General features: G+C 69.6%; 23 protein-coding genes and 2 tRNA genes. 11 read left to right on the top strand and 14 right to left on the bottom strand.

The window, feature by feature from the left end; translation table 11 throughout:
* Nucleotides 1-266 precede the first annotated feature (266 nt).
* The 3 genes from KZC56_RS00125 (at nucleotide 267) to KZC56_RS00115 (ending at nucleotide 1,926) form a co-directional block, all read left to right on the top strand.
* Nucleotides 267-1,001 carry a M23 family metallopeptidase gene (locus KZC56_RS00125; protein WP_240744570.1) on the top strand — a complete coding sequence of 245 codons (735 nt, stop codon included), beginning with the start codon at nucleotides 267-269 and terminating at the stop codon, nucleotides 999-1,001.
* A gap of 305 nt (nucleotides 1,002-1,306) precedes the next feature.
* Nucleotides 1,307-1,804 (top strand): HNH endonuclease, encoded by a 498-nt coding sequence (locus tag KZC56_RS00120; protein ID WP_136031557.1) that lies wholly within the window; start codon nucleotides 1,307-1,309, stop codon nucleotides 1,802-1,804.
* Nucleotides 1,805-1,852: 48 nt separating this feature from the next.
* A tRNA-Arg gene (locus tag KZC56_RS00115) sits at nucleotides 1,853-1,926 on the top strand.
* 20 nt (nucleotides 1,927-1,946) lie between these two features.
* Here the strand turns inward: KZC56_RS00115 and KZC56_RS00110 are convergent.
* The 8 genes from KZC56_RS00110 to idi are packed head-to-tail and all read right to left on the bottom strand — an operon-like array spanning nucleotide 1,947 to nucleotide 9,871.
* Nucleotides 1,947-4,133, bottom strand: coding sequence for an MMPL family transporter (locus tag KZC56_RS00110; protein WP_247637586.1), 2,187 nt, complete (start codon nucleotides 4,131-4,133; stop codon nucleotides 1,947-1,949).
* A gap of 46 nt (nucleotides 4,134-4,179) precedes the next feature.
* Nucleotides 4,180-5,073, bottom strand: coding sequence for a prenyltransferase (locus KZC56_RS00105; protein ID WP_136031561.1), 894 nt, complete (start codon nucleotides 5,071-5,073; stop codon nucleotides 4,180-4,182).
* Nucleotides 5,070-5,429: a lycopene cyclase domain-containing protein gene (locus KZC56_RS00100; protein ID WP_136046248.1), complete on the bottom strand. Its 360-nt coding sequence runs from the start codon at nucleotides 5,427-5,429 to the stop codon at nucleotides 5,070-5,072. The genes KZC56_RS00105 and KZC56_RS00100 overlap by 4 nt, the downstream gene beginning before the upstream one ends.
* Nucleotides 5,426-5,776, bottom strand: a complete 351-nt coding sequence (locus KZC56_RS00095) for a lycopene cyclase domain-containing protein (RefSeq protein WP_372490532.1) — start codon at nucleotides 5,774-5,776, stop codon at nucleotides 5,426-5,428. The genes KZC56_RS00100 and KZC56_RS00095 overlap by 4 nt, the downstream gene beginning before the upstream one ends.
* Complete coding sequence (crtI, locus tag KZC56_RS00090; RefSeq protein ID WP_247637585.1) at nucleotides 5,773-7,362, bottom strand: phytoene desaturase family protein; 1,590 nt, start codon at nucleotides 7,360-7,362, stop codon at nucleotides 5,773-5,775. Before crtI ends, KZC56_RS00095 begins: the two co-directional genes overlap by 4 nt.
* Complete coding sequence (locus KZC56_RS00085; protein WP_206252998.1) at nucleotides 7,359-8,267, bottom strand: phytoene/squalene synthase family protein; 909 nt, start codon at nucleotides 8,265-8,267, stop codon at nucleotides 7,359-7,361. Before KZC56_RS00085 ends, crtI begins: the two co-directional genes overlap by 4 nt.
* Nucleotides 8,264-9,346: a polyprenyl synthetase family protein gene (locus KZC56_RS00080; RefSeq protein WP_136031569.1), complete on the bottom strand. Its 1,083-nt coding sequence runs from the start codon at nucleotides 9,344-9,346 to the stop codon at nucleotides 8,264-8,266. The genes KZC56_RS00085 and KZC56_RS00080 overlap by 4 nt, the downstream gene beginning before the upstream one ends.
* A 3-nt stretch (nucleotides 9,347-9,349) precedes the next feature.
* Nucleotides 9,350-9,871, bottom strand: a complete 522-nt coding sequence (gene idi, locus KZC56_RS00075) for an isopentenyl-diphosphate Delta-isomerase (RefSeq protein ID WP_247637584.1) — start codon at nucleotides 9,869-9,871, stop codon at nucleotides 9,350-9,352.
* 73 nt (nucleotides 9,872-9,944) lie between these two features.
* Here idi and KZC56_RS00070 point away from each other — a divergent pair, with 73 nt between their 5' ends.
* A complete protein-coding gene (locus KZC56_RS00070; protein ID WP_247637583.1) occupies nucleotides 9,945-10,607 on the top strand; it encodes a MarR family winged helix-turn-helix transcriptional regulator in 663 nt (220 codons plus the stop codon).
* 17 nt (nucleotides 10,608-10,624) lie between these two features.
* On the opposite strand, the gene KZC56_RS00065 is transcribed toward KZC56_RS00070, so the two are convergent.
* Both KZC56_RS00065 and KZC56_RS00060 read right to left on the bottom strand, forming a co-directional pair.
* Nucleotides 10,625-10,975, bottom strand: a complete 351-nt coding sequence (locus KZC56_RS00065; protein WP_247637582.1) for a histone-like nucleoid-structuring protein Lsr2 — start codon at nucleotides 10,973-10,975, stop codon at nucleotides 10,625-10,627.
* Nucleotides 10,976-11,046: 71 nt separating this feature from the next.
* On the bottom strand, nucleotides 11,047-11,904 hold the full coding sequence (locus tag KZC56_RS00060; protein WP_136037066.1) for a LuxR C-terminal-related transcriptional regulator: 858 nt from the start codon (nucleotides 11,902-11,904) through the stop codon (nucleotides 11,047-11,049).
* A 110-nt stretch (nucleotides 11,905-12,014) separates the two neighbouring features.
* On the opposite strand from KZC56_RS00060, the gene KZC56_RS00055 reads away from it, so the two are divergent.
* Nucleotides 12,015-12,362: a DUF485 domain-containing protein gene (locus tag KZC56_RS00055; protein ID WP_136037065.1), complete on the top strand. Its 348-nt coding sequence runs from the start codon at nucleotides 12,015-12,017 to the stop codon at nucleotides 12,360-12,362.
* Nucleotides 12,359-13,996, top strand: coding sequence for a monocarboxylic acid transporter (locus KZC56_RS00050; protein ID WP_206253002.1), 1,638 nt, complete (start codon nucleotides 12,359-12,361; stop codon nucleotides 13,994-13,996). Before KZC56_RS00055 ends, KZC56_RS00050 begins: the two co-directional genes overlap by 4 nt.
* A 95-nt stretch (nucleotides 13,997-14,091) precedes the next feature.
* Here the strand turns inward: KZC56_RS00050 and KZC56_RS00045 are convergent, their stop codons facing one another.
* Nucleotides 14,092-14,604, bottom strand: coding sequence for a methylated-DNA--[protein]-cysteine S-methyltransferase (locus tag KZC56_RS00045; protein ID WP_136046243.1), 513 nt, complete (start codon nucleotides 14,602-14,604; stop codon nucleotides 14,092-14,094).
* A gap of 237 nt (nucleotides 14,605-14,841) precedes the next feature.
* On the opposite strand from KZC56_RS00045, the gene KZC56_RS00040 reads away from it, so the two are divergent.
* Nucleotides 14,842-18,510, top strand: a complete 3,669-nt coding sequence (locus KZC56_RS00040; RefSeq protein ID WP_247637581.1) for an AAA family ATPase — start codon at nucleotides 14,842-14,844, stop codon at nucleotides 18,508-18,510.
* A gap of 288 nt (nucleotides 18,511-18,798) precedes the next feature.
* Here the strand turns inward: KZC56_RS00040 and mscL are convergent, their stop codons facing one another.
* From mscL to KZC56_RS00025, 3 genes are read right to left on the bottom strand one after another with little or no spacing between them, the layout of a single operon-like run.
* Nucleotides 18,799-19,209 carry a large conductance mechanosensitive channel protein MscL gene (gene mscL / locus KZC56_RS00035; protein WP_136031587.1) on the bottom strand — a complete coding sequence of 137 codons (411 nt, stop codon included), beginning with the start codon at nucleotides 19,207-19,209 and terminating at the stop codon, nucleotides 18,799-18,801.
* Nucleotides 19,210-19,235: 26 nt separating this feature from the next.
* Nucleotides 19,236-19,508, bottom strand: a complete 273-nt coding sequence (locus KZC56_RS00030; RefSeq protein ID WP_136031589.1) for an FmdB family zinc ribbon protein — start codon at nucleotides 19,506-19,508, stop codon at nucleotides 19,236-19,238.
* 14 nt (nucleotides 19,509-19,522) lie between these two features.
* Nucleotides 19,523-20,119: a 5-formyltetrahydrofolate cyclo-ligase gene (locus KZC56_RS00025; protein ID WP_136031591.1), complete on the bottom strand. Its 597-nt coding sequence runs from the start codon at nucleotides 20,117-20,119 to the stop codon at nucleotides 19,523-19,525.
* Nucleotides 20,120-20,159: 40 nt separating this feature from the next.
* Between KZC56_RS00025 and galU the strand changes: the two genes are divergently transcribed.
* The 4 genes from galU (at nucleotide 20,160) to KZC56_RS00005 (ending at nucleotide 22,764) form a co-directional block, all read left to right on the top strand.
* Nucleotides 20,160-21,047, top strand: coding sequence for a UTP--glucose-1-phosphate uridylyltransferase GalU (galU, locus tag KZC56_RS00020; RefSeq protein ID WP_136031593.1), 888 nt, complete (start codon nucleotides 20,160-20,162; stop codon nucleotides 21,045-21,047).
* A gap of 46 nt (nucleotides 21,048-21,093) precedes the next feature.
* Complete coding sequence (locus tag KZC56_RS00015; protein WP_136031613.1) at nucleotides 21,094-21,705, top strand: GNAT family N-acetyltransferase; 612 nt, start codon at nucleotides 21,094-21,096, stop codon at nucleotides 21,703-21,705.
* 83 nt (nucleotides 21,706-21,788) lie between these two features.
* On the top strand, nucleotides 21,789-22,640 hold the full coding sequence (locus tag KZC56_RS00010; protein ID WP_136046239.1) for a hypothetical protein: 852 nt from the start codon (nucleotides 21,789-21,791) through the stop codon (nucleotides 22,638-22,640).
* Between the two features lie 51 nt (nucleotides 22,641-22,691).
* A tRNA-Ala gene (locus tag KZC56_RS00005) sits at nucleotides 22,692-22,764 on the top strand.
* Nucleotides 22,765-23,294 lie beyond the last annotated feature (530 nt).

The raw sequence follows: 23,294 nt of genomic DNA, 5'->3' as shown, positions 1-23,294 counted from the left end.
TAACCTCGGTCAGGTCCTCAGCGAAGAAGCCCGTTGGGGATGGACCGCGAAGATACGCCTTCAGGCTCATCGTCTTCTCGGCACGGATGACTCTTGTACCCGATTCCCCATCCGCGCCATCGAGGAGAGCGCCGATGAGCCAGCACACCCGAGGTGCGAAGGCCCAGGAGGACCACGTTTTGGCCGCAGACATCGAACCGACCGAGAAGACACCTGAAGATCGAGTTCCGGCTCGCCGCACCCCACCGAAGGTGACGGCGCGAAAGGTGGTCAAGCCTCTCCGGTCGGTGGCGATCTTCGGTGCCGTCGGTGCACTGGTCGCCGCCGTCGCGCTTCCCGCCTACGCCGCATCCAAGCCGGCCGATGCCGCCACCACGACGGTGCAGCAGCTCGCCGCGGTCGACGCGCAGTCGCTGGTCGTCGCTTCCGAGGCGACCTCCGCTCCTGTCGTGCGCGGCACCTTCAGCGCGACGACTCCCGACGAGATCGCGAAGAAGAAGGCCGAGGAGGCCGCTGCCGCTCGCGCCGCGGCCGCCGCCACCGCTGCGGCTTCGTCGTCGGGCGGTCGCTTCAACACGGCCGGCTACGCGCTCACCGCGCCGGGCTCCGGCGAGGTGCGCTATCCGCTGCCGCTCGGCTCGTGGCACGTCAGCCGCACCATCGGCGGCGGTCACAACGGCATCGACATGCTCGCACCCGCGGGCACCCCGATCTACGCGGCTGCGGCCGGCGTCGTCCGGGCTTCGGCCGAGAACATCGGCGGCTACGGCGTGTGCGTCATGCTCGACAGCGTCATCGGCGGCCAGCGCGTGCAGACCACGTACGGCCACATGCTCTACGGCTCGCGTCAGGTGCAGGCCGGCCAGAGCGTCGCGGCCGGTCAGCTCATCGGCTACGTCGGCAGCACGGGACGTTCGACCGCGAACCACCTGCACTTCGAGGTGTGGATCAACGGCGGCCTGGTGGAGCCGGGCAACTGGCTCTCGATCAACGCCGGCTGACGGACACACCTCCGATCGTTCACCCGCTGTTGCGCCCTGCCCCCTGTGGGATGGGTTAGCCTGAACCCGTCGTCGAACAGGCGGGAGAGGCTGATGGAGCGAATACCGACCATCCGAACCATGGATGCCCTCGGTCGTCACGTCCTTCAGCATCGCCCGCAGGGATGCCGCGGTCCTGCCGCGCGCGAAAGGCGCTGTCTCTAGACAGCGCCTTTTTTCGTCCCTGCGTGCACTCCACCGCCTGTGCGATGCCGTGTGAGTCGAGAGTGCCGGGAAGCCGTCCCGGCGGATCGAGAGGATGACGAATGCGCACACTGGTCCTGAACGCCGGGTACGAACCGCTGGCGATCGTGTCGTTCAAGCGAGCACTGGTCCTGGTCATGAATGAGAAAGCGACCGTGATCGAGCGCGTCGAAGACGACCCCGTCTGGGGGACGCACGGTGTCTACGACCGGCCAGCCGTGATCATCCTGTCCCGCTACGTGCGGGTGCCGACCGGGCGACGTGTTCCGGTCACCCGGCGCGGGGTGCTCCGCCGCGACGACCACCGCTGCGGCTACTGCGGCAAGTCGGCATCGACCATCGACCACGTCCTGCCCCGGTCGCGCGGGGGAGCGGACTCGTGGGAGAACCTCGTCGCGTGCTGCCTGCGGTGCAACAACCTCAAGAGCAATCGCACGCCGCAGGAGATGCGGTGGCAGCTGCGGTTCACGCCGCGCCCACCCCACGGCACCGCCTGGACGGTGCGGGGGTCCGAGCGGAGCGACCCGCGGTGGGAGCCGTACCTCGCCCTCGCGGCCTGACCCTGAGCGGCCGAGGGCGCGCATCCCGGTCCCGTAGACTGGGTGCGCGCCCTCGTAGCTCAGCAGGATAGAGCAGCCCTCTCCTAAAGGGCAGGTCGCAGGTTCGAATCCTGTCGAGGGCACCCTTCCCGCGATCCCGTCGTCACGGCTTCCCGCGGCGCCACAGCGCGGACGGCCACCAGATGGCCTTCCCGATGTCGTACGTGAGAGCGGGCACGAGCAGCGAGCGCACGACGAACGTGTCGAGCAGGACGCCGAACGCGACGATGAACGCGAGCTGCACGAGGAACAGGATCGGGATCACCGAGAGGGCAGCGAACGTCGCGGCGAGCACGAGGCCGGCAGAGGTGATGACGCCCCCGGTGATCGAGAGCCCGCGCAGGATGCCCTCGCGTGTTCCGTGCTGCTTCGACTCCTCGCGCACGCGGGTCATCAGGAAGATGTTGTAGTCGATGCCCAGGGCCACGAGGAACACGAAGCCGTAGAGCGGGACGGCCGGGTCGGCGCCGGGGAACGCGAAGATCCCGTTGAACACGAGCGCGGACACGCCGAGCGCGGTTCCGAACGACAGCACCGTGGTCAGGATCAGCAGCACCGGGGCGAGGATCGACCGGAGCAGCAGCATCAGGATCAGCATGATCACGAGCAGGATCACCGGGATGATGAGGTTGCGGTCGTGGATCGAGGCATCGTTCGTGTCGACCGATGTGGCCGTGACGCCGCCCACGATCGCACCGAGGTCGTCGAGCTCGACGCGCAGCTCCCGCACCGTCGCGGCAGCCTCGGCGGAGTCCGCTGCGTCGGTCAGGGTCCCCTGCAGCAGCACCTGACCGTCCACGACCGTGGGATCCGGGGCGGGGGTCCCCGGAGGGCCGACCGCCGTGATCCCGTCCTCGTCGATCGGCGCGGAGCCGCTCGGGGAGTCGGCGGCGGTCACCGTGACCCCGTCGATCCCATCGTTGGCCAGGAGCACGTCCGCCGCGTCCTGCATGCGCTCCTCGTCGACCACGACCGACACCGGGCTGCCCGACCCGCCGGGGAAGTGCTCGCCCAGCGCGACCTGCCCGTCGCGCGCCTCAGACGCTCCGAGCACGAGGTCGGACTGCGGCACTCCCACCGCGTCGAGCTGGGTGACTCCGGCGGCTCCGGCCAGGAGCACGAGCGTCGTCACGATCCAGATCACCCTGGGGCGCTTCTTCACCGCGCCGGCGAGGCGAGCCCACAGCCCGGTGGTGCGCATGCCGTGCTCCTCCGCGACGACCTCGGGCTCGAAACGGGGCCGGCGGGGCCAGAACACCGCGCGCCCGAAGAGCAGCAGCAACGACGGGAGCAGTGTGAGCGCCGACAGCATCGCGAACACGATGCCGATCGCGGCGACCGGCCCCAGCGTGCTGTTCGACTTCAGGTCGCTGAGCAGCAGGCACAGCAGTCCGGCGATCACGGTGCCGCCTGACGCGACGATCGGCTCGACCGAGCCCTTCCACGCGGCCCGCAGCGCGACGCCCTTGTCCTGCGCGACGCGCAGCTCTTCACGGAAGCGGGCGACGAGGAGCAGCGCATAGTCGGTCGCGGCGCCGATCACGAGGATGAACAGGATGCCCTGGGTCTGTCCGCTCAGCAGCAGGATCTCCCACTTCGCCAGCCACCACACCACCAGGAGCGCGACGCACAGCGCGAACAGACTCGTGGACAGCACGACGAGGGGCAGCAGGAACGACCGGTAGACCAGGACGAGGATCACGAGGACCGCCAGCAGCGCCACCCCGAGCAGGAGGCCGTCGATGCCCGAGAAGCCGGCGACCAGGTCGGCGCTGAAACCGGCCGGTCCGGTGATGTAGACCGTGACCCCGTCGGGGACCGCCGCGCGCAACTCCTCGCCGAGCGCCGTGGTGGTATCGGCGAGTTCCGCGTCGCCCTCGATCGGGATGAACGCCTGCACGGCCTTCCCGTCGTCGGAGGGGAGCGCGGGCGAGACGTCGTCCGCGACGCCCTCGACCGACGGAGCGTCGGCGACCGCATCGCTGATCGCGTCGAGCTCGGTCTGCGTCAGCTCCTGGTCCGAGGTGAACACCGCGATGGCCGGGATCGCGTCGCTGTCGTTGAACTCGCCCAGGAGCTGTTGCACGGTGGTCGCGTCGGCCGATTCGGGCAGGTACGTGGTCTGGTCGTTCGAGGAGACCTCGTCGACCTTGCCGAACAGGGGGCCACCGAACGACGCCCCGGCCAGCCACACCAGGATCAGCAGGACCGGGAGGAAGACCCGCAGCCACGAGTGGCGACGGACGCGCTCTCGGGACGGCGGGGTCGGCGTTTCGGCGGGGCGGGACATCGGGTTCCTTTCGGGAGGAGGTGGGGTCGTCGCGGGGGTGTCGGAGTCAGGAGACCCAGGCGAGGATGAGGATCATCGTGGCGAGGAAGCCGGCGATGTAGTTGAGGGCGATGAAGCGGCGCCAGGCGCGGTTGGTCCTGCCGGAGGTGTCATCGGTGACGTTCCACCACGGTGCGGCGTTCACGATGTAGGGCACGGCGAGTACCGCCGCGAGGGGGCCGGGCCAGGGCGTGAGGAGCATTGCGACCCCCGCCACCGCCCAGAGGCCGATCGCGAGGCGCACGGTGGCTCGGGCTCCGATCACGGTGGCGATGGACGAGATGCCGCCCTCGCGGTCCGGCCCCACGTCCTGCACGGCGCCGAACGCGTGCGCTGCCATGCCCCACAGGAAGAACGCGCCGAGCGTGACCACGGTCGCCGCCGAGACCGGAGCTCCCGCGAGGGCGAGGCCGACGATGGCCGGGCTGACGAAGTGGGTGCTCGACGTGATCGAGTCGAGGAACGGCCGTTCCTTGAAGCGCAGCACCGGCGCGGAGTAGGCGATCACCGCGAACACGCTCACCGCGAGCCACCACCACGACGCAGGGTTGCCGACCGCGAACAGGTAGACGAGGAACGGCACGTTGGTCGCGGCAGCGGCCCACAGGGTGGCGCGGTGGATGCGCGGCGACAGCAGTGCTCCCTCGATCCCGCCCTTGCGCGGGTTCGCCAGGTCGGACGCGTAGTCGAACACGTCGTTGATGCCGTACATCGCCAGGTTGTAGGGGATGAGGAAGTACAGCGTGCCGATGACGAACGTGGGGTCGATCTCGCGCGTGCTGAGCAGGTAGGCGGCGGCGAACGGGAAGGCGGTGTTGATCCAGCTGATGGGCCGCGACGACAGGAGGATCTGCGCGATGTCGTGTCCGACTCCCGTGCGCGGCACGGACGCCCGGCTCATGCGCGCTCCTCCCGTTCGGTGGCGGCTGCGGTCGCCGCGGCCGAGGTCCCCCTACGGGAACGTCGCGCCCGCAGGGCGGTCCACACGGCGGGCAGCAGCAGCACCGCGGCGACCGGATAGGCGAAGTCCTCCAGCGGAGCGAGACCGATGTGTACGCCGACGAGATGTGCGGGGGAGTAGTGGAAGAGCCCGGTCGCGATCATGACGGTGTCGAACACGGCCGTGAGCGCCAGGAGGGTCAGGGCGGTGGCGGCCAGAGCGCCGGCGTGGGGACCGCGCCGGGCCACGAGCGCGGCGACGAGGCCGCCCGTCGCGGCGACGGCCAGGAACACGGCGGACAGCTGCAGATACGTCATCGGGCGGCCTCCGCGTGGGGCGGCCGTGCGCGGCGACGCTCCACGAGCCGCACGGCACCGCCGTACAGGACCATGGTGCACACGACCAGAAACACCAGGAAGACCGGCTCCTCGATCGGCAGCTCCGGGGCGAGGACGATGCCCGTCGCGATCACCGCCTCACCGCGGAAGAAGATCCCGGCGGCGATGCCCGCCACGTCCCACACAAGGAAGAACGCCACCCCGAGAAGCGTCACGACCGCCGCCGCGAACGCGTCGCGCCAGAAGAACAGGCGGAAGCGCCAGTCCAGCAGCAGCATGCACCCGAGCGACACCAACAGGGCGCCGAGGTAGATCGCGCCGGTCACGGCCGGGCCGTCCGTTCCGAGGGCGCGGGTTCGGGGAGGGGACCGGGCGAGTGGTCGCCGCGGATGCGCTTGAGCACCAGCTCCGCGCTGATCAGGCACATCGGCACGCCGACCCCGGGCGCCGTCGTGGCGCCCGCGTAGTACAGTCCGCGGACTCGGCGCGACGCGTTCTGCGCGCGGAACATCGCGCTCTGCGACAGGGTGTGCGCCGGGCCCAGCATTCCGCCGCGCCAGGAGTGGTAGTCGTCGTGGAAGTCGGCAGGTCCCACGGTCTCGCGCACCACGATGCGTTCGCGCAGGTCCGGGATCCCCGCCCACGAGGAGATCATGTCGATCGCGGCGTCGGCGGCCGCTTCGATCTGCGGCGAGCCGGATCCGTCCGATCCGCCATGGCCGAGGTCGACATCGGCGGGCACCGGGACGAGGACGAAGAGGTTCTCGTGGTCGGGGGGCGCGACGTCGGCGTCGGTCGCGCTCGGGCGGCACACGTACGTCGATGCCGGTGCGGGGATCTGCGGGGTGCGCCCGAAGATCGCGTCGAAGTTCGCGTCCCAGTCGTCGGTGAAGAACAGGGAGTGGTGCGGCAGCTGCGGCAGCGATCCCCGTACCCCGAGCATGACCAGCACCCCGCCGGGCCCGCTTGTCCGCCGCGCCCACCACGACTCGGGGTACGACTGCAGCGACGGCGGCAGCAGCGCGGTCTCCGTGTGGTGCAGGTCGGCGCCGGACACCACGATGTCCGCCTCTTCCACGTGCTGGTCTCCGTTGGGGTCCGTCCACCCCACGCCCCACACGTGCGTCCCGGCGCTGTCGTCCCGCGTGAGGATGCCGGTGACCTCGGCTCCCGTCACGATGCGGACGCCCGAGTCCTCGGCCAGGGCCGCGATCCGCTCGACCACGCGCCAGAATCCGCCCTGCGGGTACAGCACGCCCTGATCGAGGTCGAGCGCGCTCATGAGGTGGTACATCGCGGGGGCGCTGCGCGGATCGGTGCCGAGGAAGACCGCCGGGTAGCCCAGGATCTGCCGGAGCACGGGGTGGCGGAAGCGCCGGGCGGCGAACGACTGGAGTCGGGTTCCCAGGAGGGAGAACAGGCGGGGGAGGGCGCGCAGCACTTCCGGGGCCGCGAGGGAGCGCGTGCGGGTGAACGGGTTGTAGAGGAAGTAGCGCTGCGCCATGGTGCCCGCGTGGTACGCCGAGTCGAGGTAGCGGTCGAGCGTGGCAGCGGAGCCCGGCTCGAGGTCGTCGAACAGTCGTCGGACGGCATCGCGGCCCGCGGGAACGGTGACAGCGCCCTCCGCCGACTCCGGTGCGCGGAAGACGCGGTACCCGGGGTCGAGCAGCGTCAGGTCGAGCTGCTCCTCGGTGCTGGTGCCCATCATCCGGAAGAAGTGGTCGAACACCTCCGGCATCAGGTACCACGAGGGGCCGGAGTCGAAGCGGAAGCCCTCGCGTTCGAGCGTTCCGGCGCGTCCGCCCACCCGGTCGTTGCGCTCCAGCACCACGACCCCGTGCCCGTCGCGGGCGAGGAGCCCCGCGGTCGCGAGCCCCGCGACACCGGCACCGATCACGACGACGCGGCTCATCGGTCACGCTCCCACGCGGTGGTCGCGACGGCCCGTGCCGCGAGCAGCGCCTTCACCGGGTCCGGCACACGCACACGGCGGCGGTAGAGCTCGGCGGCGGGGGTCTTCGCGACGCGGCGGGTGAGTGCGGCGAACAGCGCCAGCGCGCTGCGGACGGCCGCCCTCGCGTCCTTCGGCAGGAGGGGGATCGCGGCGCGGGCGTCGGCCAGCTGGCGTTCGACCGTGGCGACCCAGGCGTCGCGGTCGGCGTCCGTGAGCCGTTCGGTGCCACCGAGGTAGCCGCGCTGGAGGCGGTCGGTGTCGTCGGCGAGGTCGCGCAGGAAGTTGACGTTCTGGAACGCGGCTCCGAGCCGCCGGGCTCCCCGGTGCAGGATCTCCAGATCCTCCGGGGTGCGGTCGGCATCGCGGAGGAACACCTGCAGGCACATGAGCCCGACGACCTCGGCCGAGCCGTAGACGTAGGCGGCGTGGGCGTCCGCGTCGTAGGCGGTGAACCCGGCGTCGCGGGAGATGTCGGCACGCATGGAGTCGAAGAACGGCCCCGTCAGGTCCTCGCCGATGGCGCACTCCCTCGCGGTGCGGGCGAACGCGTGCAGGATCAGGTCGCTGCTGTACCCGGTGCGCATGGAGCGGTGGGTCTCGGCGATATACGAGTCCAGTGCCGCGGCCTGCGCCGAGGCGTCCAGCCCCGCCTCGGCCGCGACCCCGTCCACGATCTCGTCGGCGATACGCACCATGGCGTAGATGTTGCGCACGTGCTGGCGATGCCGCGTGCCGAGAAGCCGGGTGGCGAGACCGAACGAGGTGGAGTAGGTGCGGATGACGTCGGTGGTGGCGATCTCGGCGGTGCGACTGAAGCGGCGCAGGGCGGCGGGATCCGGGCGTTCGACGGGGCGGGGGCTCATCGGCGGCGGCCCTCGATGCGGTCGGCGATCGCCAGGATCGTGCGCCCGGCCGCGGGGCTGAGCGTGCCGGACTCCTCCGCCTCGGCGAGCACGGTCGACACGGCGGTGAGCTGCTCCTGCACGAGTCCGCGGACGAAGCGCTCGGCGCCGCACTCGCGCAGACGGTCGCGGATGTCGCCGGCGTCGGACGCGCTGAGGTCGGCCGTGCCGAAGCGCAGCTCGATGCTCGGCCAGTGGCTCGTCATGCGCGCGTACGCGATGATCGCGGTCTCCTTGCCCTCTCGGAGGTCGGAGAAGGCGTCCTTGCCGTGTGCGTGCGGGTCGCCGAACACCGAGAGGAGGTCGTCCTGCAGCTGGTACGCCAGTCCGAGGTGGGTGCCGATCTGGGTGAGCTGCTCCTCGGCTTCCGCGCTGGCTCCGGCGAGGACGGCAGCGGCGCGCAGCGGCAGCACGAAAGAATAGGTCGCGGTCTTGGACGCGCTCGTGGCGAGGATGGTCCGCAGGTCGGGCGTGACGATGCCATCGCTGAGGGCGACGTCCGCGTGCTCACCCGCGACGGTCTCGAACACGGTGGTGTCGAGCAGGGCCAGCAGCCGCTCGCGGCCGTCGGCGCTCACCTCGGCGCGGGCGAAGCCGAGCACCGCGGTCGACAGGAGCAGATCGCCGAGGAGGATCGCGCTCGCGCGTCCCCAGTGCAGGGCGGCGGCCGCGGTCTCGTCGGGGCGCCGCGCCACGAGGGAGCCGATGAGGTTGGGCCGCCCGCGCCGCGTGAGGTCGCCGTCGATCACGTCGTCGTGCAGCAGGAACGCGAAGTGCAACAGCTCGACGTGCGCGGCCACGTCGATCGCGCCCTCGGTCTCGCGTCGGGTGGGCACGGTCGTCGCCAGCGCGGGGAAGAGCTCCATCAGCATGAGCGGACGCAGGAGCTTGCCGCCGAGGGCGTGCTGGGCGGCCTCGTTCCAGAGCGCGGCGAACTCGGCCCCGTGATGCTCGGCGGCCACGGCGCGCTCGGCGAAGCGCCGCCGCAGGACCTCCTCGATCCGAGTACCGAGGTCTTCGTGCGTGATGGTCGTGCTCATGGCTCAGACCTCACCGAGGCTGCGGAGGCGTGGCAGTTGCTCGACGATCCACGGGCTGAACGCGAACGGGGCGAGGGCCACGGCCTCGGCCAGCGCCGCCGGGTCGACCCAGGCCCATTCCGACACCTCCTGCGGGTTGGCGACGGGATCGTGATCGAGCACGGCGACGTGCACGGGGCAGATCTCGTTCTCGACGATGCCGCTCGCATCCACGGCGCGATAGCGGTAGTCGGGGAGGACGAGGCGGACCTGGTCGACGCGGAGGCCGAGCTCGTGCAGGCCGTGCCGCCGCACCGCGTCCGCCATGTCCTCGCCGGGCTGAGGGTGTCCGCAGAAGCTGTTGGTCCAGACGCCGGGCCAGGTGCGCTTGGTCAGGGCGCGCCGCGTGACGAGGACGCGCCCGGACGGGTCGAGGACGTAGCACGAGAAGGCCAGATGGAGGGGGGTGTCGAACGTGTGGACCTCGTGCTTGGGAAGGACGCCGACGGCTGTCCCGTCTTCCGCGAGGAGCGTGACCTGTTGCATGACTTCCCCGTCCTTTAGCTAACTTGGTGAAATATCAACTTAGCATGAATCTGTTCGTGTGTAACATGATCGCATGGACACCGAGCCCCGCACCACCCTGCGCTCCGGGGCGGCTGTGGCCGCGGACTCCTCCGCTGAATCGGCGTCGACGGAGAGCGCAGACGGGCTGAGTCACGGATCGATCTACCACGTCGACGCGAGCGACCCGCGCAGCACACTGATCGATCGCACCGGGGTGCCCCCGGAGGATCTGCGCCAGATCGCCCTCGTCATGGAGGCGCTGAGCGATCTTCGAGACGCCGAGCAGCGGCTGTCGCAGGCCTCGCGGCGATACATGCAGCTCAACGAGACCGACATGCGCGCGCTGCACTATCTGATCGTGTGTGCCAACCGTGCGATGGTCGCGACCCCCAGCGGCATCGCGCATCACCTGGGCGTGTCCACGGCGGCGACCACCAAGCTCCTCGACCGGCTGGAGAAGGGCGGGCACATCCGGCGGTCGCCTCATCCGACCGATCGTCGTGCGCTCGCCATCACCATCACGCCGGAGACGCGGCACGCCGCGATGGAGACCGTCGGCCGACAGCAGGCGAAGCGCTTCTATGCAGCCGCTCGGCTGTCTTCGGCCGAGCGTGATGTCGTGATCCGCTTCCTGAAGGACATGACGGAGGAGATCACCCTCCGCGATGAGCCGTGGGCGACGGCGGGCGCAAAAGAAGATCCCGCCCGACCGTGAGGTGGGGCGGGACCGTGTCACTGGGCCGCTTTGTAGGCTTCGAGGATGGGGGCGGGGATCCTCCCGCGTTCTGAGAGCGTGTAGCCGTTCTCATTCGCCCACGCGCGGATTGCCGCGACTTCGGGGTTGCGTGCCGGCCGTTTCCGGGTGGAACGCGAGCGCGACGGCGCGGATGATCCGCTCCCGGCGCGGCGGCCCGCGGAGATATACGGCTCGAGTGCGGCGCGCAATTCCTCCGCGTGCGCCGCGTTCAGATCGATCTCGTAGGACGTTCCGTTCAACGAGAAATGCACGGTCTCGCCTTCACCGACCTCCAGGACGCTGCCGTCGATATCGTCGACCAGTTGATGCACAATTCTTCTCGCCATGAATGCGACTGTACCTGCGGCACGCAAACGCAGCAATAATTCATGGTCGCTCGGCCGGAGAGAGAAGCAGTTCAGGGGAGAAGACCGGCGCGGCGTGCCTTCGTCACCGCGGCGTGCCTCGTCGAAGCATCGAGCTTCGACATCGCGGTCCCCAGATATGCCTTGACCGTTCCCTCTCTCAGGCCGAGCTGCGCGGCGATCTCGGCATTCGTCGCGCCGAGCGCCGCGCACGCGAGCACATCCGTCTCCCGAGGGGAGAGGTGCACCACCGGCACCGGGGCGGTGGTGGGCGGCACGGTCTCACCGGCAAGGGTGAGCAGACGCCGCTCCACCTGAGCCAGACGCGCGCGCACATCGACGTCCTCGACCGCGGCGGCGATGCTGCGCAGTTCGGCGAAGCTCTCACGCAGCTCCTCGCGCTGCGGCGCCGCGACGGTCGGCGGCGTTTCCGTCGCCGCACGGAGCCTCCGCTGCACCTCGTCCCTGATGCGGAGCTCGTCCGCCACCGACTGCGCCACCTGCATGGCGGGCGCCGTGGTCACCCCGCCGACCTGCGCGTGGTCCCAGGCACCGGCGTACAGAACGCCGCGCGAGCGTCCCTGCACCACGATGGGCAGGGCCAGAAGCGTGCGCAGCCCCTCGCCGAGGACGAAGACGTCGTAGTCGTGCGTGATCTGCCGTGAGGAGCCGTAGTCGCTGGTCATGCGCGGCCGCAACTCCATCATGGCGCGCCCGCCGAGACCCCGTTCCGGTCGGACGCGCAGCCCGTCGAGCGACCGGGTGCGGGCCCCGACGATGCTGGTGACGCTCACCACGCCCTCTTCCACGAGACCGCCGAAGGCCACGGGGAACCGTGTGCGTCGTGCGAGCTCGCGCACCGCATTGGCGACGAGATCCGCCTCGGTCTCAGCGGCGATCGGAGAGGTCACGGAATACCTACTTTCGGGGGTGACGGCGCCGTTCCCCGTTTCGTAGCGTCGACCCTACCATTCGGGCGGATCGAGCCGCGCGAGCACGGGACATGTGGCAAGGAGGCCCCATGAACGACCATCAACCGACCCCTCAGAGCGGAGCGATCGACTACGTCGCCGTCGAACAGTCTCCGCGATTCGTCCGGCTGAAGCGAACGCAGAGATCGTTCATCTTCCCGTTGGCTGCTTTCTTCCTGGTCTGGTACTTCGTCTATGTGCTGCTGGCCGCATTCGCGCGCGACTTCATGGCGCAGCGGGTGTGGGGCGATATCACGGTCGGTCTGCTCTTCGGACTGGGACAATTCGTCACGACATTCGCGATCACCATGGCATATGTCGCATTTGCAAATCGCAGACTCGATCCGCTGGCGACCGAGATCAGGGATGAACTGGAGAAGGCGCAGGCCGACGCATGATCGGTATTCGGACGGCTACCGACACCGTCGCCCTCGAGATCAATCCGGTCTTCAACATCTCGATCTTCCTGGCCTTCGTGGCGGTGACCCTGTTCATCGTCATCCGCGCGAGCAGGAACAACAAGACGGCGGCGGACTACTATGCGGCGGGGCGTTCGTTCACGGGGCCGCAGAACGGGTTCGCGATCGCCGGCGACTATCTGTCCGCCGCGTCTTTCCTCGGCATCTGCGGTGCGATCGCCATCAACGGGTACGACGGCTTCCTCTATTCGATCGGGTTCCTCGTGGCCTGGCTTGTCGCGCTCCTGCTGGTGGCCGAGCTCATGCGCAACACCGGGAAGTTCACGATGGCGGATGTGCTGTCGTTCCGCTTGAAGCAGCGCCCGGTGCGCATGGCGGCGGCCATCACCACCCTGGCGGTGTGCTTCTTCTACCTGCTCGCGCAGATGGCCGGCGCCGGCGGGCTCGTCTCGCTGCTGCTCGGCATCGACGGGCGCGTCGGACAGTCGATCGTGATCGCGGTGGTCGGCATCCTCATGATCGTGTACGTCCTGATCGGGGGGATGAAGGGAACCACGTGGGTGCAGATCGTGAAGGCGGTCCTGCTCATCGGCGGCGCTCTCGGGATGACGATCTGGGTGCTCGCGCTCAACGGGTTCAGCCTCAACACGCTGCTTGAGGCTGCGGTCGCCAACTCCGACAAGGGTGACGCGGTGCTCGCGCCCGGATTGCAGTACGGGGCGAATCCGTGGGACTTCCTCTCCCTCGGCATGGCCCTGGTGCTCGGTACCGCCGGTCTGCCGCATGTGCTCATGCGGTTCTATACGGTGCCGACGGCCAAGGAGGCGCGGCGGTCTGTGGTGTGGGCCATCTGGCTCATCGGCGGTTTCTACCTGCTGACGTTGGTACTGGGCTACGGCGCCGGCGCGCTCGTCGGAGCGGATGTGATCGCGGCAGCACCCGGTGGGGTGAACTCGGCGGCACCGCTCCTGGCGCTGCAGCTCGGCGGCCCCGTGCTGCTCGGTTTCATCTCGGCCGTCGCGTTCGCCACGATCCTCGCGGTGGTCGCCGGGCTGACCATCACGGCTGCGGCGTCGTTCGCCCATGACATCTATGCCAATGTGATCCAGAAGGGACGCAAGGATGCCGCGGGGAACCCGGTCGAGGCCGATCCGAACGGCGAGGTGCGCGTCGCCCGTCGCACGGTCATCGTGATCGGCATCCTCGCGATCGTGGGCGGTATCGGCGCTCAGGGGCAGAACATCGCGTTCTTGGTGGCGCTCGCCTTCGCCGTCGCGGCGTCGGCGAACCTGCCGACGATCCTCTACTCGTTGTTCTGGCGGAGGTTCACCACGCGTGGCGCGGTGTGGAGCATGTACGGCGGCCTGGGCTCGGCGATCCTGCTGATCGTCCTGTCTCCGGTCTTCTCTGGGACGCCGACGTCGATGATCCCCGGCATCGACATCGCGGTGTGGCCACTCAACAATCCGGGGATCGTCTCCATCCCGTTGGGCTTCCTCCTCGGCTGGCTCGGCACGGTCACGAGCACCCGACGCGAGTCGCCCGAGCTCGCTGCGGAGATGGAGGTCCGTTCCCTCACCGGCTTCGGTGCCGAGAAGGCGGTGGACCACTAGAGACCCCGTCGCCTCGGCGGAACAGGGAGGTGGACCCGGCGGCCTACTCGCCGGGTCCACTTCTCTGCGGGGTCGGGTGCGTGGGGTCGGGAGGCTCAGTGGGACTCGAGGTCGAGGAGGAATCGTTTGCGGTCGGGGTGCGCGCCGTACTGGCCCGGTGATCCGTCGGACCGCACCACACGATGGACCGGGACGATGATGGAGAAGGGCGTGACGCGGCAGGCGGTGCCGACCGCTCTGGCCGCTCCGGGGTGGCCGGCGAGGATCGCGACCTCCCCATAGCTCATGGTCTGCCCCCACTCGATCTCGCAGATGGTCTGCAGCGCTCGCCGCGCGAAGCCGTCCGTGAGTCGCCAGTCGATGCGCAGGTGCGTGTCGAACCGCACCGGATCGCCGTCGAAGTAGTCGAGGAGCAGCTGCGCCAGTTCGTCGGCGGCGCCGGGGGCAGGGGCGGGAACGGCGCCCAGCTGCCGAGACACCCCCTCCAGCAGCCAGGGGACGCTCGGGTCTTCCGACTCGGAGAGGTCGAAGCGCACGATGCCCTCGTCGGAGAACACGGCGAGGGCATCGCCGAACGGCGTCGGGGCGAAGTCGTAGCGGAAGCTCATGGCACCATCCTGGTGGGCGCGGCCGATGAGGACGATGCTGCGCTCGTCGCGATTCACGGACCGTGGAGAACCTGAGCCGAGGCCTTGGCGGGGGAGGGAGGGTGAACGCGGGACGGATGCGCGGATTTTCGGCGGAAACCCGCCAGGGATACCGGCCTCCGGCGGTCGCGCGCCTAGGGTGTGAGTGTGTGGCGACGTGAAGGGAAGTCTGCGGACGGCACGGCGGCGGAGACCGCTGTGCCTCTCGGCGACCTCCACGAGACCTCGACCGGCGTGGACATCGCGCATGCCGCCGAGGCCGAGCGGACGAGGCTGAAGGCGGAGGCGGCTGATCTCGGAGGTCCCTCCCCGCTCACCAGTTTCCGTGACGGGCCGGAGTCCGGCATCGACATCTCCAAGGCCCACCCCGGCAGCCTCCCGCAGTTCATCACCGGCAAGTCCACGCTGCTGTCCAATCTCTTCCGCGACGAGGTGGGACTGCGCACCGCCCGACTCGCGGCCGAGCGCATCACCGCGAAGAACACCGAGCTGCGCACGGTCCGTGGCATCGAGGCCGTGCACCTGGCGGTCGGTGTCGCGCGATGGCGGATCGGTGGCGCGTGGTTCGCCGCGCCCGTGCTGCTGCGGCCGCTCGCGATCCGCCGTCACCATACCGACTTCGAGCTCAAGCTCCAGGGCGCCTTCGAGGTGAACCCCGAGCTCGTGCGCATCGCGAGGGAGCACTTCGGTCTCACGATCGATGCCGATGCCCTCGCTGCTCTCGCGTACGACGGCGGCATCTTCAAGCCGCAGCCGGTGATCGACAGTCTCCGCGCGCTCACGCGATCAATCGACACCTTCTCCGTCGAGCCGCGTCTCGTCGTATCGACCTTCGCCGACGTCGGTTCCGCCATGTCCCGCGATGGCGCAACCCTCGACCACACCGTGCTCAACGCTCTCGGCGGCCACGTCGGGGATCGCGAACAGCTCGCTGCGCCCCGGGCGGTGCCGCATCACACGGGCCCGGACGATCGTGCCCCCGCGTCGGACAACCTTCTTCTGGATGCCGACGCCGAACAGGAGGCGGTGCTCGCACGCATCGCGGCCGGGCACTCGTTGACCGTGGCGACGCTTCCGGGGACCGGGGGCACGCAGACCGTCATCAACGCCATGGGCGAGCTGGTCCGGGCGGGCAAGCGCGTGCTCGTGGTGTCAGCGCGACGGTCCACTCTCGACGGCGTGCGCCACCGTCTCGCCGGCATCGGGCTGGACAGCCTCGCCGTGTCGCCCGCCAGCGTGCGACGCGACCTCGTGAAGGCGATCGGCCGCAACGAGAAGGCGACGGCGCCGAAGGTGAGCGAGGTCGACGACGCACTCGTCCGGCTCCGCACTGTGCTGCGCGACTACCGTGAGGCACTGACGTCACCCGTGCCGGGGCTCGACGCCTCGGTCCTCGACGCCACGCGCCATCTCACCCGCCTCGCCTCCCTTCCGGTTCCGCCCTCGACCACAGCGAGGCTGGGGATCGACGCGCTCCGGCGACTCGCCGCCGATCGGACGGACGCGGCCGAGGCCCTCGCGCACGCGGCTCGTCTCGGCGAGTTCCGCGTCGGGCCCAACGACTCTCCCTGGTACGGCGTCACGTTCGCCAGCACCGAGGCCGCCCGTGCCGCACACGAGCTCGCCGGGCGACTGCACGCGACGAGCGTCCCGGCCCTCCTGGAGCGCGGCTACGAGCTGATCGCACAGACGCATATGCGCCCCTTCGCCACGATCGACGAGCTCGGCGAGTACCTCCGCCTGCTGCAGGGCATCCGCGACACGCTCGATCGCTTCAGCCCGACCGTGTTCGAGCGGCCGCTCGGCGAGCTCATCCAGGCGCACGGCTCACGACGCGATACGCCGGGGATGTCCGGCGCGAACCGTCGTCGGCTGCGACGGCTGGCGAAGGAGTACGTGCGTCCGGGTGTGCACGTGACCGAGATGCACGAGGCGCTGCTGCGCATCCAGACGCAGCGCACGCAGTGGCAGCGCTATGTCGATGCGGGCGTCGCTCCGGAGATCCCGCTCGGGCTCGCCGACGTCTACGTGGCCTGGCAGCGGGTCGAGGCGGAGCTGGCGGAACTGGATGCGGCCCTGGGACGCCGTGAGCCTCTGTCCTCCCTCCCGGTCGCGCGGCTGGTGCGGATGCTGGCGGGTCTCGCGGCGAAGTCCGAGGTGTTCGAGAACCTCGTCGAGCGCGCGCAGCTGCGCGACAAGCTGGCTCTCCTCGGGCTGGAGCCGCTGCTCACTGAGCTCTCGGTGCGACATGTGTCCGAGGCCCAGGTGGGGGAGGAGCTCGAGTTCGCGTGGTGGCAGTCGCTGCTGGAGCGGGCGCTGCAGGACAACCGGTCCCTGCTGGGTGCGAACACGGCCGTCGTCGACCGGCTCGAGCGCGACTTCCGGCTTGTGGACGAGGCGCATGCGGCGATGGCGGGACCGTTGCTGGCGTGGCAGCTGGCCAACCAGTGGCGTATCGCGATCGTCGACGAGCCGCAGCAGTCGCAGCATCTGCGCCGTGCGCTGACCCAGCCGTCGACCACGACCGCGGAGGTCGTGAGCGCGGCGCCGACCCTGGTCGACGTGCTCGCCCCGGTGTGGATCTCGTCGCCGTACCTCGTGCCGGAGATCCCTGACTCGGTGGAGTTCGACACCGTGCTGCTGGTCGACGCCGCTGCCATCAATCTCGCGGAGGCCGCCCCGGCGATCCGTCGCGCGCGCCAGGTGGTCGCGTTCGGTGATCCGGTGACACAGCGGCCCACGCCGTTCCACATCGCCGTCGATCCGTCCGAGGAGTGGGAGGCCGAGGTCCCGTTCGACGAGGTGTCGGTCTTCGAGCGCCTGTCCGAGCTGCTGCCCGTGATGACCCTCACCCGGAGCTATCGCGCGGGTGGTGAGGACCTCGCGGAGCTCATCAATGACGCGTTCTACGGCGGGGAGATCGTCTCCCTCCCGTGGGCCGGGTCCTATCTCGGCCGAGGCAGCCTCACGGTCGACTACGTGGAGGGGGGAACGGGCACTCCCGACCCCGTCTCCGGAGCGGTCGAGAGCCCGGACGCCGAGGTCGCGCGGGTGGTCACGCTCGTGGTGGAGCATGCCGTCCACCGTCCCGCCGAGTCGCTCATGGTCGTCACGGCGAGCACGCGCCACGCCGAGCGGGTGCGCGCGGCGGTGACCTCCGCGTTCGCCGGTCGCTCGGATGTCGCGGACTTCGTGGGCCGTGACACCGCCGAACCGTTCGCGGTCCTGACGCTCGAGGAGTCGGTGGCGGAGAGCCGCGACCGCGTGATCTTCTCGCTCGGATTCGGTCTGACCAAGCACGGACGGGTGCTCAGCGACTTCGGCGACCTGTCGACCCCGGACGGCGAGCGTCTGCTCACCGTGGGCATGACCAGGGCGCGCCGGTCGATGGTCCTGGTGTCGTCGATCCGGCCGTCGGCGTTCGACGACGGTCGGCTGGAGCACGGCGCCGCCACCCTCATGTCGATCCTGGGCGGTCTGGCCACGCGCGCGCGTGACGCACGTCTGGAGGATCTCGCCGATCCACTGACGCTGGCCCTCGCGCGGGAGCTGCGACGACTCGGAGCCTCGGTCGACGTGGACTACCGGGGACTGCTTCCGCTCGTGGCGCAGCATCGGGGCAAGGCGGTCGTGATCGAGTCCGACCCGGAGTCGCGCGGCGAATCGTTGCGCGAGACGCTGCGCCTGCGCCCGCACGTGCTCCGCCGCCTCGGGTGGCACTATGTGCGCGTGCACGCGTTCGACCTGTACAGCGACCCGCGCACCGTGGCGACGCGCATCGCGTCCGTGCTCGGCATCGCGGAGTCGACGGCTCGGGCCGAGAACGACACGCAGCCCATCGACCTCGGCGACCGCGGGCGTGAGTGACAGCGGCGACGCGGAGCCTCGGCAGCGCGTGGTTCGGGTGCCCGGGGCTCGCCGGGCCCGGTTGACACCGGTTCCGGGGAGCGACACGGCCCCTGAGGCGGCGACCACCGCGACCGGCGACGAACGCCGGACCGCTCCCGCGGGCGCCAAGGGCCCGAACGACGAGCAACTCCTGCGCGACGTGCCGCCGCACTACTGACACGGCAGTGCCCTGCACAAGAAAGACGCACGGCCCTCGGGAGGGCCGTGCGTCGTGAGTTCTGTGCCGCGTGGGGGCGCGGCCCGGTGTCAGGCGCCGCGCTGCTGCTTCTGCAGCAGGTCGCGGATCTCCGCGAGGAGTTCGGTCTCGCTGGCCTGGGCGGCCTCCTCGACGACCGGGTTCTTCTTCGCGCGACGCTCCTTGTAGATGTTCATCGGCATCACGAAGGCGAAGTACACCACGATGGCGACCGCGAGGAAGCTGATGATCGCGGTGATCAGGTCACCGATCGGGAAGGTGACCTCCTGCCCGTACAGGCCGGTGATCTTCGGGCCGAACTTCCCCGCTGCGTCCGCGACGAAGAACAGCGACACCAGCGGATTGATGATGCTGGCGACGATCGCGTTGACGACGGCGGTGAACGCACCGCCGATCACGACGGCGACCGCGAGGTCGATGACGTTGCCGCGCAGAATGAACTCTTTGAATCCCTTGATCACGGGAAACCCCCAAATATCGTGCGACCTCAGTTCGAGGCCGGGGTCGATGCGGCGGTCGTTTTGGCCCCCGTCGTCGAACCCGCCTTCGATGATGCCGAACCCGTCGCGGATGTGCCACTTCCGGCACGCGAGTCCGTGCGGTAGAAGCCGGAGCCGTTGAAGGTCACACCGATGGAGCCGTACTGCTTGCGCAGCGGGCCGCCGCACTCGGGGCAGACCGTGAGCGCGTCGTCGGAGAAGCTCTGGACAGCGTCGAACTGGTGCCCGCACGTCGTGCAGGCATAGGCGTAGGTGGGCATGGGGTCCTTGCGGTTCAGCGTCGCCGGGGCGACAGGTTCAGGGTCTGCGTCGGGGTGACGATGCCGTCCACCGGCTGATCGTGCACCTCCCGCGGCAGTGCGTCGAGTATCTCGGAATCATAGATGACGGCATACACGGGCGGGCACTTCTCCATGGAGCCGATCGTCTTGTCGAAGTAGCCGCGTCCCCAGCCCATGCGCATGCCGGAGCGGTCGACGGCGGCGGCGGGGACGATCATGAGGTCGACGTCGTTCACCGCGATCGGGCCGAGCACCTCGCCGGTCGGCTCCGGCAGTCCGTGCAGACCCTCGGCGACCTCGTCGGTGTCGTCGGCGACCGCCCAGTCGAGCAGCCCGTCGGCGCGCGTGACGGGCAGCAGCACGCGGATTCCCCGCCGCACAGCGCGGGTCACGAAGTCGCGCGTCCCGGGCTCGGTGGTGGTCGAGAGGAAGCAGGAGATCGACCGTGCGCCTAGCTCATCCACCAGCGCGTCGAGGCGTTCGCCGATCGCGTTCGCCGCCGCCTCACGCTGCGGGTCGGAGAGGAGTTGACGCCGTTCACGCAGGTCTGCCCGAAGGGCTCGCTTGGCGTGCTCGACGTCTTTCCACATGCTCCGAGTCTAGGGCGGGGCCCGGCGGTAGGCTGTGGGGATGGGTAACGAGAAGATCAAGGCCGTCATTCCCGCCGCAGGACTGGGGACCCGCTTCCTGCCAGCGACGAAGGCGATGCCGAAGGAGATGCTCCCCGTCGTGGACAAGCCGGCGATCCAGTACGTGGTCGAGGAGGCTGCCGATGCCGGCATCGAGGACATCCTGGTGATCATCGGGCGGAACAAGAACGCGATCTCCAACCACTTCGACTCGGTACCCGAACTCGAGGTCAAGCTCATGGAGAAGGGCGACACCGGTCGGCTCGAGCGCGTGATGAAGTCGAGCGATCTGGCCGACATCCACTTCGTGCGTCAGGGCGAGCCCAAGGGGCTCGGGCACGCGGTGCTGCGTGCCCGCACGCACGTCGGTGACAGTTCGTTCGCCGTGCTGCTGGGTGATGACCTGATCGACGAGCGCGACCCGCTGCTCACGGAGATGATCGCCCAGCACGAACGCACGGGCGCGGCCGTCATCGCGCTCATGGAGGTCGACCCGGACAGCATCCACATGTACGGCGCCGCTGCCGTCGAGCCGATCGAGGGATCCGACGCGGTGCGGGTCACCGGTCTCGTCGAGAAGCCCGCCAAGGAGGATGCGCCGTCGAACCTCGCGATCATCGGCCGCTACGTGCTCCCCGCGTCCGTCTTCGAGATCCTCGAGCGGACCGAGCCGGGCAAGGGCGGCGAGATCCAGCTCACCGACGCGCTGCAGGAGCTCGCGACGGCCGAGGGCGGTCCCGGCGTCGTCGGCGTGGTGTTCGGCGGGCGCCGCTACGACACGGGTGACCGTGTGGACTACATCAAGGCGATCGTGCAGCTGGCGACCGACCGCGATGATCTCGGAGCCGAGCTCCGCCCCTGGCTGAAGGACTTCGCGGAGCGCCTCTAGGCGATCGCGCGGGCGGTCGGGGTGCGGCATGGAGATGATGGCGGGGATGCGGCACGGGCCCGTTGAGCTGCGCCTGATCAGGACCAAGGACGCCAGGCCGCTTCAGCACGAGCTGCTGACGAACCGGTCGTGGCTGCAGCCGTGGGAGGCGACAGTGCCGCATGGCGCCGTGTCGTTCGACATGCGCCTCAGCATCCGGCGACTGCTTCAGCAGTACCGCGACGGCGGTGGCTATCCGTTCGTCATGGAGTGCGACGGTGAGATCGCGGGGCAGCTGAACGTGTGGGGAGTGGCGCGGGGATCCCTGTGCTCCGCGACCATCGGCTACTGGGTCAGCGAGCGGTTCGCCGGGCGGGGGATCACTCCGACCGCTGTCGCCCTCGCGACCGACGCCTGCTTCACGGAGTACGGTCTGCATCGGATGGAGATCTGCATCCGACCCGAGAACGCCGCGAGTCTCCGCGTCGTGCAGAAGCTCGGCTTCCGGTACGAGGGCCTTCGTCGCCGGTACATCCACATCGATGGCGACTGGCGCGATCATTACGCTTTCGCACTCACCCGGGAAGACGTGCCCCAGGGTGTGCTCGCCCGCTGGCTGAGCGGTCAGGTCCCGCCTGAGGCCGCGGCCGTCCCTCCTTCGGACCGCATCTCGCTCTGATCCAGTCCTATTCCGCCCGGACACACCGCGACACGCGCCCGGCTGCACGGCGGCGCCACCCCGCTGCCCTTACCGTTGTCGTTATGGACGGGCCGGTGCTGAGCGGGGGAGTGATCGTGCTCGTCGCCGTGCTCCTGTGGATGCTCTATCTCCTGCCGTCCTGGCGCGGACGCTTCCAGTACAACGCCGCGGAGCGCAACGCCGTGCGGCTGAACCAGGCCCTCCGCGTGCTGGCAGAGACCAGTGAGACGCCGAGCGAGGTGCACGTCGAGCTCAATGCCCGGACGGTGCTCGCTCAGCAGAAGCTCGCGAAGCGCGTGCAGTCGCAGCGCGAGGCGGCCGAGCTCGAGGCGTTGCGCGAGCAGCTCGCTGCCACCAAGGCGGACCCGGCGGTCCGGCGTGCACGCGCGCGTCGGCGCACGCGGATGCTTGCGACGTCCACGCTTCTGCTCGGCCTCGTCGCCGCCGGGTTCGGCGTATGGCAGCTCCTTGCCGCCGGATCCTCCGTGCTCCTGTGGGTGGGCGGCGCGCTCACCCTCATCGCCGCACTGATCCTGCAGCGCATGGCGTCGGTGGCGGTACGCGCGGCTCGCCGACCCCGGGTCGCGGTGCCGGCGGAAGCGCAGCGCGTCGCTCCGGAGCTTCACGACCAGGGGCGGGCGACCTGGACGCCGCGCCCGCTTCCCGAACCGATGGTCTCGGTCACCGGCTCGCGAGCGCACGTCGCGCGTGCCGAGATGGATGCGCAGCAGGCGCGACGTGACGCCGCGCGACGCGCCGAGCTGCGGGAGCGCGCTGAGCGCCTCGCTCCCGCTCCCCCCGTCGCGATCCCCGCACCCGCGGCGGATTCTCCGTACGCGCGGATGGGTTTCGTGGACGACGCCGAGATCGAGGCGCACGTTCGCGAGCTTCTCGCACGGCGAGCGGCTGGTTGACTGCGCCGACACGAGCACCCCGCGCATCGTGATAACGTAGAACTCGTTCACGGGCCTATGGCGCAGTTGGTAGCGCGCCTCGTTCGCATCGAGGAGGTCAGGGGTTCGAATCCCCTTAGGTCCACAACAACACATGAAGAAGGCCGCCGGGTCACCGGCGGCTTTCTTCGTCTCCGCCCGAGGCTTCCGTTCCGTCCGCAACATCATCTCGGCGCGAATGGTTCGATGCCGCAGCAGAACGTGAGCGCGCGTCGCGGACCCGTCGCCCGGCGACCGCTGCGTAGGATCCGAGCCGGAATCCGCCGGGTGGGGGTGCGACACGCCCGGGCGGATGGGGCGATTTGCCCGACCCCCGGAATCCACGTAAGTTATTAGCTGTTCGCCCCAAACGGTTGAGCGGAGGTCCTCGGACCGGCTCCCGTCAAGCATCGAACACCTCCCGATTCCAGAAGAGCTCGATAGAGCAATCCGGATGAAGGTGCTGACTCGTTCCCTCGAGCAGGTCGCCGAACGGCGATTTGACAACGGAAACGGGATGGCTAAGATAGAGAAGTTGCCCTGCGGGCCTGGTTGTGATGGCTGGGTCGTGGGAGCATCCGATCCTTGAGAACTCAACAGCGTGCACTTGTCAAATGCCAAATTATCCTCGTTCAG

The sequence above is a fragment of the Microbacterium sufflavum genome (assembly GCF_023091155.1).
Taxonomy (GTDB): Bacteria; Actinomycetota; Actinomycetes; order Actinomycetales; family Microbacteriaceae; genus Microbacterium; species Microbacterium sufflavum.
The sequence above is the reverse complement of the archived record's forward strand: the minus strand, read 5'-3'. Positions and strand labels throughout refer to the sequence as shown.

What these genes read in the sequence shown, in the direction of transcription:
- galU (WP_136031593.1), top strand. Translation starts at nt 20,160, where the DNA reads ATGGGTAACGAGAAGATCAAGGCCGTCATTCCCGCCGCAGGACTGGGG.
- KZC56_RS00065 (WP_247637582.1), bottom strand. Translation starts at nt 10,975, where the DNA reads ATGGCGAGAAGAATTGTGCATCAACTGGTCGACGATATCGACGGCAGC.
- KZC56_RS00045 (WP_136046243.1), bottom strand. Translation starts at nt 14,604, where the DNA reads ATGAGCTTCCGCTACGACTTCGCCCCGACGCCGTTCGGCGATGCCCTC.
- KZC56_RS00085 (WP_206252998.1), bottom strand. Translation starts at nt 8,267, where the DNA reads ATGAGCCCCCGCCCCGTCGAACGCCCGGATCCCGCCGCCCTGCGCCGC.
- KZC56_RS00030 (WP_136031589.1), bottom strand. Translation starts at nt 19,508, where the DNA reads ATGCCCACCTACGCCTATGCCTGCACGACGTGCGGGCACCAGTTCGAC.
- KZC56_RS00025 (WP_136031591.1), bottom strand. Translation starts at nt 20,119, where the DNA reads ATGTGGAAAGACGTCGAGCACGCCAAGCGAGCCCTTCGGGCAGACCTG.
- KZC56_RS00110 (WP_247637586.1), bottom strand. Translation starts at nt 4,133, where the DNA reads ATGTCCCGCCCCGCCGAAACGCCGACCCCGCCGTCCCGAGAGCGCGTC.
- KZC56_RS00055 (WP_136037065.1), top strand. Translation starts at nt 12,015, where the DNA reads ATGAACGACCATCAACCGACCCCTCAGAGCGGAGCGATCGACTACGTC.
- KZC56_RS00120 (WP_136031557.1), top strand. Translation starts at nt 1,307, where the DNA reads ATGCGCACACTGGTCCTGAACGCCGGGTACGAACCGCTGGCGATCGTG.
- KZC56_RS00050 (WP_206253002.1), top strand. Translation starts at nt 12,359, where the DNA reads ATGATCGGTATTCGGACGGCTACCGACACCGTCGCCCTCGAGATCAAT.
- KZC56_RS00105 (WP_136031561.1), bottom strand. Translation starts at nt 5,073, where the DNA reads ATGAGCCGGGCGTCCGTGCCGCGCACGGGAGTCGGACACGACATCGCG.
- KZC56_RS00100 (WP_136046248.1), bottom strand. Translation starts at nt 5,429, where the DNA reads ATGACGTATCTGCAGCTGTCCGCCGTGTTCCTGGCCGTCGCCGCGACG.
- KZC56_RS00080 (WP_136031569.1), bottom strand. Translation starts at nt 9,346, where the DNA reads ATGAGCACGACCATCACGCACGAAGACCTCGGTACTCGGATCGAGGAG.
- KZC56_RS00010 (WP_136046239.1), top strand. Translation starts at nt 21,789, where the DNA reads ATGGACGGGCCGGTGCTGAGCGGGGGAGTGATCGTGCTCGTCGCCGTG.
- idi (WP_247637584.1), bottom strand. Translation starts at nt 9,871, where the DNA reads ATGCAACAGGTCACGCTCCTCGCGGAAGACGGGACAGCCGTCGGCGTC.
- KZC56_RS00015 (WP_136031613.1), top strand. Translation starts at nt 21,094, where the DNA reads ATGCGGCACGGGCCCGTTGAGCTGCGCCTGATCAGGACCAAGGACGCC.
- KZC56_RS00070 (WP_247637583.1), top strand. Translation starts at nt 9,945, where the DNA reads ATGGACACCGAGCCCCGCACCACCCTGCGCTCCGGGGCGGCTGTGGCC.
- crtI (WP_247637585.1), bottom strand. Translation starts at nt 7,362, where the DNA reads ATGAGCCGCGTCGTCGTGATCGGTGCCGGTGTCGCGGGGCTCGCGACC.